10 protein-coding genes are annotated in these 6,501 nt (G+C 44.5%); 8 read left to right on the top strand and 2 right to left on the bottom strand.

Going from position 1 to position 6,501, the window contains the following annotated elements; all coding sequences use genetic code 11:
• Positions 1–85: 85 nt before the first annotated feature.
• Positions 86–775: a YjjG family noncanonical pyrimidine nucleotidase gene (locus tag ACG95_RS10555; protein WP_048000476.1), complete on the bottom strand. Its 690-nt coding sequence runs from the start codon at positions 773–775 to the stop codon at positions 86–88.
• 100 nt (positions 776–875) lie between these two features.
• Here ACG95_RS10555 and ACG95_RS10550 point away from each other — a divergent pair, with 100 nt between their 5' ends.
• From ACG95_RS10550 to ACG95_RS10520, 7 genes are all read left to right on the top strand, one after another.
• Positions 876–1,445 carry a sugar O-acetyltransferase gene (locus ACG95_RS10550; RefSeq protein ID WP_048000475.1) on the top strand — a complete coding sequence of 190 codons (570 nt, stop codon included), beginning with the start codon at positions 876–878 and terminating at the stop codon, positions 1,443–1,445.
• 71 nt (positions 1,446–1,516) lie between these two features.
• On the top strand, positions 1,517–1,960 hold the full coding sequence (locus ACG95_RS10545) for a universal stress protein (RefSeq protein WP_048000474.1): 444 nt from the start codon (positions 1,517–1,519) through the stop codon (positions 1,958–1,960).
• A 237-nt stretch (positions 1,961–2,197) separates the two neighbouring features.
• Positions 2,198–2,833, top strand: coding sequence for a histidine phosphatase family protein (locus tag ACG95_RS10540; protein ID WP_048000473.1), 636 nt, complete (start codon positions 2,198–2,200; stop codon positions 2,831–2,833).
• Between the two features lie 87 nt (positions 2,834–2,920).
• Positions 2,921–3,229 (top strand): hypothetical protein, encoded by a 309-nt coding sequence (locus ACG95_RS10535; protein WP_048000472.1) that lies wholly within the window; start codon positions 2,921–2,923, stop codon positions 3,227–3,229.
• Between the two features lie 45 nt (positions 3,230–3,274).
• Positions 3,275–3,529: a hypothetical protein gene (locus ACG95_RS10530; RefSeq protein ID WP_048000471.1), complete on the top strand. Its 255-nt coding sequence runs from the start codon at positions 3,275–3,277 to the stop codon at positions 3,527–3,529.
• Complete coding sequence (locus ACG95_RS10525; protein ID WP_048000470.1) at positions 3,529–4,017, top strand: GNAT family N-acetyltransferase; 489 nt, start codon at positions 3,529–3,531, stop codon at positions 4,015–4,017. The genes ACG95_RS10530 and ACG95_RS10525 overlap by 1 nt, the downstream gene beginning before the upstream one ends.
• Complete coding sequence (locus ACG95_RS10520; RefSeq protein WP_048000469.1) at positions 4,001–4,459, top strand: hypothetical protein; 459 nt, start codon at positions 4,001–4,003, stop codon at positions 4,457–4,459. The genes ACG95_RS10525 and ACG95_RS10520 overlap by 17 nt, the downstream gene beginning before the upstream one ends.
• Positions 4,460–4,801: 342 nt before the next feature.
• On the opposite strand, the gene lepB is transcribed toward ACG95_RS10520, so the two are convergent.
• The gene (gene lepB / locus ACG95_RS10510) at positions 4,802–5,419 is read right to left on the bottom strand and encodes a signal peptidase I (protein WP_048000467.1); all 618 of its coding nucleotides are present in this window, start codon (positions 5,417–5,419) and stop codon (positions 4,802–4,804) included.
• A 186-nt stretch (positions 5,420–5,605) separates the two neighbouring features.
• Between lepB and ACG95_RS10505 the strand changes: the two genes are divergently transcribed.
• Positions 5,606–6,235, top strand: coding sequence for a sugar O-acetyltransferase (locus ACG95_RS10505; RefSeq protein WP_048000466.1), 630 nt, complete (start codon positions 5,606–5,608; stop codon positions 6,233–6,235).
• Positions 6,236–6,501 lie beyond the last annotated feature (266 nt).

Here is a 6,501-nt window from a genome sequence, read left to right as displayed (position 1 = left end):
CAAAATTTGCCCATCAAAAAAAAGACCGCGCCAATTCTCGCAGTCCTTACCAAGTGTTAAGTTAGCTTCCTAGTGTATGAGGACGCTAACTTTTTTTATTTAAGAGTAGCCGTTGTAACTGGTTGAAATTGTCAACGGTATAAGTTGGCTGAATCAAGGTTTGATTAGCCTCATGTTGCGGGTTATACCAGACACTGGGAATGTCAGCGCGGACAGCCCCAGCAATGTCAGAGCGTAGGCTATCGCCAATCATGGCCGTATTGGTCGTTGTCATGTCGGGATATTCATTGAAGATTGCGTCAAAAAAATGTGGACTTGGTTTGGCGTAACCGATAGTTTCGGAGATGAAAATCTGGTCGAAATAATCAGTTACGTGAGCGCCAGCCAAGCGACTCAGCTGCGTGTCTTTGATACCGTTAGTTCCAACTAACAAGGTCAGACCGGCATTCTTGAGGGTCGTCAGGAGTTCATGAGTTCCAGGGATAATCTGGTAACTGTGCGATAGTAATTGATCGTATTCCTGTTGGACGGTGGGGCCGTCAACGTTAATGCCGAGCGTTGCTAGAAAGACTTGGAAGCGTTGGTCTAGTAAGCTGTCGCGCTCCGCACCTTGTTCAATCTGTTGCCAGACACTTTGATTGTAAGTTTGGTAATCCTGTTCGGCTTGTATAATATCAGTAACGCCGTGACTGCGGAAAACGGCGGTTAGACTGGCTTCTTCGGCACTGTCGAAATCGAGGATGGTATTATCGAGGTCAAAAATTGCGTATTTCATATCGCTGTACATCACTTTCATTAGGTTCAATTAAACTATCATACAGCAAATTTTGGCAGTGTGGTATGCTTAAAGTATCATATTTAAAAGGAAGTTAAACATGGAAATCGATAATGACCCAGCGTATCAACAGATGATCAATGGTGAACTGTACTTGGAATCGCCCATTTTACAGGAACGGCGGCGTGATGTTCGGACTAAGTTGATGCAATATAATCAAATTGCGGATAACGATGATCGGAATACAAAGATGAAAAGCTTATTACGATCAGCAGGTGACCGCTTTTTCGTAGAACCCACCTTTGAATTCAGTTACGGCGTTAACATTACGATTGGTAACCATTTTTATGCCAACCACGGTGTCACACTATGCGATGAAGGCTTAATTACGATCGGTAATGACTGTAAATTTGGTCCTAAGGTCGGTCTTTATACACCAGCGCACCCATTGGATCCAACGGTGCGGCGGACGGAAGCAGAACGGACGGCTCCAATTACGATTGGTAATGATGTCTGGATCGGTGGTAGCGCAGTGATTTTACCCGGTGTCACACTAGGCAATAACGTCATTGTGGGTGCTGGTTCGGTTGTGACGCATTCATTTCCTGACAACGTGATCGTGGTTGGTAATCCAGCCCGCGTTTTAAAAGAAAATCAGCCGCAATCATAATTGACAAGTGTCTCTAAATTGAAGACAATAAGGGTAGTAACTAGTTTAAAATTAAGACGGGAGTGGTGAGAATGGCAGACATGAATCCCAAAGAATTTAAACATATTTTAGTTGGTGTCGATGACTCGGACGATGCTCAAATGGCTTTTCGGTACGCTATTAATCGTGCGAAGACTGACGGTGCGAAGTTAACGATCGTATCTATTCTGGAACAGGATAATATGAACGTGTATGAAGCGATGAGTAAGGACTTTGTTCACGGACAACGTCAGGATCTTGAAGAACACGTGATGAAGTATCAGAAGTTAGCCCAAGACTTTGGGGTAACCGATGTTAACGTTGTGATCGATGAGGGTGATCCTGGCGAAACCATCGTCAAGACCATCATTCCAGCAATCAAACCAGACTTATTGGTCATTGGTTCAGTTGCCAATCATGGTGTTCGTAAGTACTTTGGTTCGCAGGCTGCTTACATGGCGAAGCATGCGCCAATTTCAGTATTAGTGATCCGGTAAAATATAATAAAGATAACTACTTTGAATCGCACTGTTACTGTTATTTACACTAAATAACAGTAACAGTGCGATTCATTATGTTTTAAAGGTAGTGCTTAATATAAGAATCTTCGAATTGGTGACAGCCATCAGTAAAAGTGAAAAGAATACTTGTCACTTATAGTAGAGATGTATTTGTGACCACTGGTTTTTATGCTAAAATAATCAAATAACCTAAAAAATAACGGAGCGTGTGTCATGAAATCAATCACTTTACAGTTGGTCGTTGCAGGGACCACTTATTTTAATCAACTTGACCGCTTCCAAGGTTGGAGCGGAACACCGTTAACGGCGGCTGGGCAAGAAGCCAGTTTAGCTGTTGGACAGCAATTGGACGCAGTGACATTCGATACGGCTTTTGCTAGCGATACTAGTCGGGCTACTCAGACCGGCCACGCGATTTTAAATGCGAATGCTCAACCAGTCGAGTTACAAGTGTTGACTGATTTACGGGCGCCTTTCTACGGTGGCTTTGAAGGGTTGGAACGGGCATCAGTTTGGTCTGGTTTTGCGACTAAGCTTGGCTACCCAAGTGTAGCGGCTTTTGCCAACGATCAGACACCAACTGAATTACAAACGCTTTTGCATGATCATGATGCGGACCGTTTAGCTGAGAGTGGCGAAGCCTTTTGGGCACGTTATCAGACTGGTTTACAGGAAATCTTAACTGCCACACCAGATCACGGCCGGGCATTGGTTATTGTCGACAGTGCGGCTTTGCGTGAAATTCGATATCGTGCGACTGCCCTTCAGTCTAGTCGCGAAGAACTTGCCCCAAGTACGGTCGCAGTGGTGACCTATGATGGGGATAACTTTACGCTACAAGAAGCGTAATCAGAATTGTCCACAGTGGATAACTAGTTATAATGAATTCGATGAACTAGTCCCCTGTGCAAAAAAATAGCTAGGAGCTTACTTAAAATGCAAGTAAAAATTATTACCAGCGTTGTTGCTGGACAAGCAACGATTGCACCAGCCAAGATTGAAGCCTTCATGGATGCGTTGAATGAACAGCTGGGTAAGGACTATGAGATTAGCTTAGATGCTGATTATGGTCAAAGCTTAACAGAGCATCAAGCGGACGTGTATTTAGTTGATTTTGCTTCTCGGGCGAACTTGTCAGCTGACCAGAAAGCGCAAATGATTATGTTCTATTCGGACGAAGATGTGGATAACTTGTTAATTGGACGTTTTGTGGATATGTTGCAACAATTAGCTCCACAGAAATAGAGTTTTGAATTAAAGTTATTCACAAGCAAGTTAGGAAGCGTGCATATGCATTTATTAATAATTGGAATCATCACAATTGTGATAGCTGTTCTGGAGGAATACGTCTTTTCAGCGAGCCGTCATTTCTGGATAGGTGGGATCGTACCGATCTTATGGACCGTCGTACTGGCTTACTTAGTTATCGTTAACGCCATGGACTTAAATGTTCGGGACTATACGGTTGCGATCATTGCGGTCATTGTCCCCTACGTCTGTTGGGGCAACGGTTCCCAGCGGCACGCTGATCGGCGGCACTCTTAATGATCAGTAAAGTGGCTAGTGAGCAAGTGCCACGGGACTTACTATTGCTGGCAGACCCTGAATGGTCACTGGTTGAGCAGTATCTTGCTGATGCGGACTGTTACGGTTATCAACAGGATGAGCAGCTAGTTGGAGTAGTAGTACTGATATGGCTGGCTGAGGGTGTCCGAGAGATAAAAAATATCGCGGTCGATCCAGCTTATCAACATCGCGGGATTGCTAAAGCGTTACTGGCAACGGCTATTCAGCAGTGTCAGCAAGATCCCGCGTGCCATGAAGTCCAGATTGGTACGGGGAACTCATCACTGCGTCAATTGTCGATTTATCAACACGCGGGTTTTGAGTTGTTTGATGTCTGGGTCGATTTCTTTGTGGATAACTATCCAGAACCAATTTTTGAAGATGGCTTACAGTGTAAAAGTATGGTGCGGTTGCGGATGACGACAGACACGGATAAGGAGGAAACAACGAATGTGGCGAATGGGTAATTTAATTAGCAGCTGGTTGTACGGTGCGATTGCCGTTTTTATGATTATGTTTTTCACCGCACGGCAGGAAGTTAATCACATTGTGCTGGAGTTTAATCCACTTGTGATTTACAGCATTATCTGCGCGTTAGTCTTGTTTCCAATTGTTAAGTATCGGTGGGCCCGAGTATTCAAACCTTGGCGTAAGACACCTAAAGAACCAGCGTCGACACGACCAGACGATGACCAGATTATTCAAGATTCGGGTCGGACTTGGTCAGTGACTGCTAAACGGACACAGCCTAAGCCAGTGCCAACGGCGTTAACGCCACAGGTGGAAGCCAAGAGTGACTTTATGGATGGCATCATTAATTTCTTTAAGAATATTGTGATGGCGCTAGTATTTGTACCGCTCAGTCCGTTTTTCTGTGGCTTTTTCTGGATTCGTGATCGTCGTGCGTAAGCAGCGTCGAGTGAGCTTAGTGTTAGTACCGGGGATGATGCTAGTAGTGATTGTGGGTATGGCATTAGTTCGTGGTAATCAGTTGGGACAGTTTGTTGTGTTACTGGTAGGACTGATTTTAGTCGATCAGTGTCGACCAGGCCGACTGATTAATCACCTAGTTGTCCACTTATGCACCAAATCAAAGTGAAAACTGAGCTAGATTGAAAAAGTTATCCCCTGTGGATAAATAAAGAGCGGAATGAGTTGCCTTAGGGCGCTCAGTTCAAATCGTTATATCGATAGCATACAAAAACGGGGCTATGACTGCTGTCATAACTCCGTTTTTGTATATTTAAATGTTTATGGTTGGTAATTGTTGATATATTGTTTCCGACTTTGCCAAGGCCAGTCTTTGACGACCCCAATCATCTTGCTCTTAGAAACGAAGCCCCAATAACGACCGTCGTTAGAAACACTACGGTGATCACCCATAACAAAGTAATAACCAGCGGGAACTTTGTTGTTTTTAACACTGATCTTCCAGCCCTGATCATGACTCAAACTATTGAGTGTCCAACCGGTGAACTTGCTGTGGCTGTTGGCCATGAAAGAACCGGTCGTCTGTTGATAACTATTCTTCAAGTAAGTCTGTTTAACGAGTTTGTTGTTAACGTAGAGTTTACCAGAACTGGTGTAACGCACCGTATCACCGGGCATCCCAATGACCCGCTTAACGTAAACGGCATTCTTATCCGTCTGGTTAGGATCAGTACCAAAGGCGTCGAACACGACGACGGAACCAGCTTTTGGTTTACTCGTCTTAAACGCTACAACGCGTTCGTTATTTTGTAAGTTAGGCTGCATGGAAGTCCCATCGACCTTAACCATGGTGAACCAGAATTGGCGAATAAGTAAGGCAATTCCCAGACCGATGAGGATCGGGAGAACCCAACTCATGATACTCTTAAATGTTTTCAAATTGATATAGCTCCCTTAAATGTGTGTGTATACATTCATTATAAACGAAGTAGGTCATTTCGCAGTATAAAAAAGCTTAAAAATTCACAGGATATTCAAATTGGGATAGTTTACTGTTAAAATTGACCGCTAATCGTGATTAACTCAGGTATTATGGAGTAAATCGAGTTAACCGGAGGAACAACAATGAAATCACAAAAAGAGCGCATGTTGGCAGGCGAACTATACATTGCTCACGATGCCGAATTAGGACGAGAAAATCGGCGTGCGAAGCAGCTTACTCGTCAATTCAATCAGACGACTGAAGATCAGATGGAAGAACGGCAACAACTATTAACATCGATGTTTAAACGAATCGGTAAACACGGCTACATTGAACCACCGTTTCGAACGGATTATGGGACTAATACGACAATCGGTGATAATTTTTATGCGAATTATGATGCGATCTTCGTCGATGTTGGCCCCATCACGATTGGCAACAACGTCTTTATGGGACCACGAGTGGGCTTGTATACCGCGGGACACCCAATCGATGCAACGATTCGTGCGGAACAGTTGGAGTACGGCTGGCCCATCACCATTGGTAGCGATGTCTGGTTCGGGGGCAACGTTGTCGTGAATCCTGGTGTGACCATTGGTAGTAACGTGGTGATTGGTTCTGGTTCCATCGTCACACATGATATTCCCGATAACGTCGTCGCAGTTGGAAATCCGTGTCGAGTATTGCGGCCAATTACCCAGCAGGATCATGATGACTGGGAACAGCAGCGGGCGATTTATTTTACTGATCAGGATGAATCGAATAACGATTAAGTTGGATGCGTAACCATTAGGGGTGCTAGTGGTTACGCTTTTTTAGTGTTTAATTACTAAAGGTAAAAAGTTGACCGTCACTTTCGCCTCCAGTGGTCATTACTAGTTCAGCTGTGGGGACCGGGGCAAGCCTGAGGAGCGGTCTTGCCCCTCGACTTGATCATTGACACACTTCGTCAATGATCAAGATCGTCCGTGGTGTAATCCCAGTAAAAATCACTGGAATAACGCCACCCTCACAGCACCACTAGTACTGCCCACCTCCG

The organism is Lactiplantibacillus herbarum (assembly GCF_001039045.1).
GTDB classification, from domain to species: Bacteria; Bacillota; Bacilli; order Lactobacillales; family Lactobacillaceae; genus Lactiplantibacillus; species Lactiplantibacillus herbarum.
This window is presented reverse-complemented; position numbering and strand designations above follow the sequence as displayed.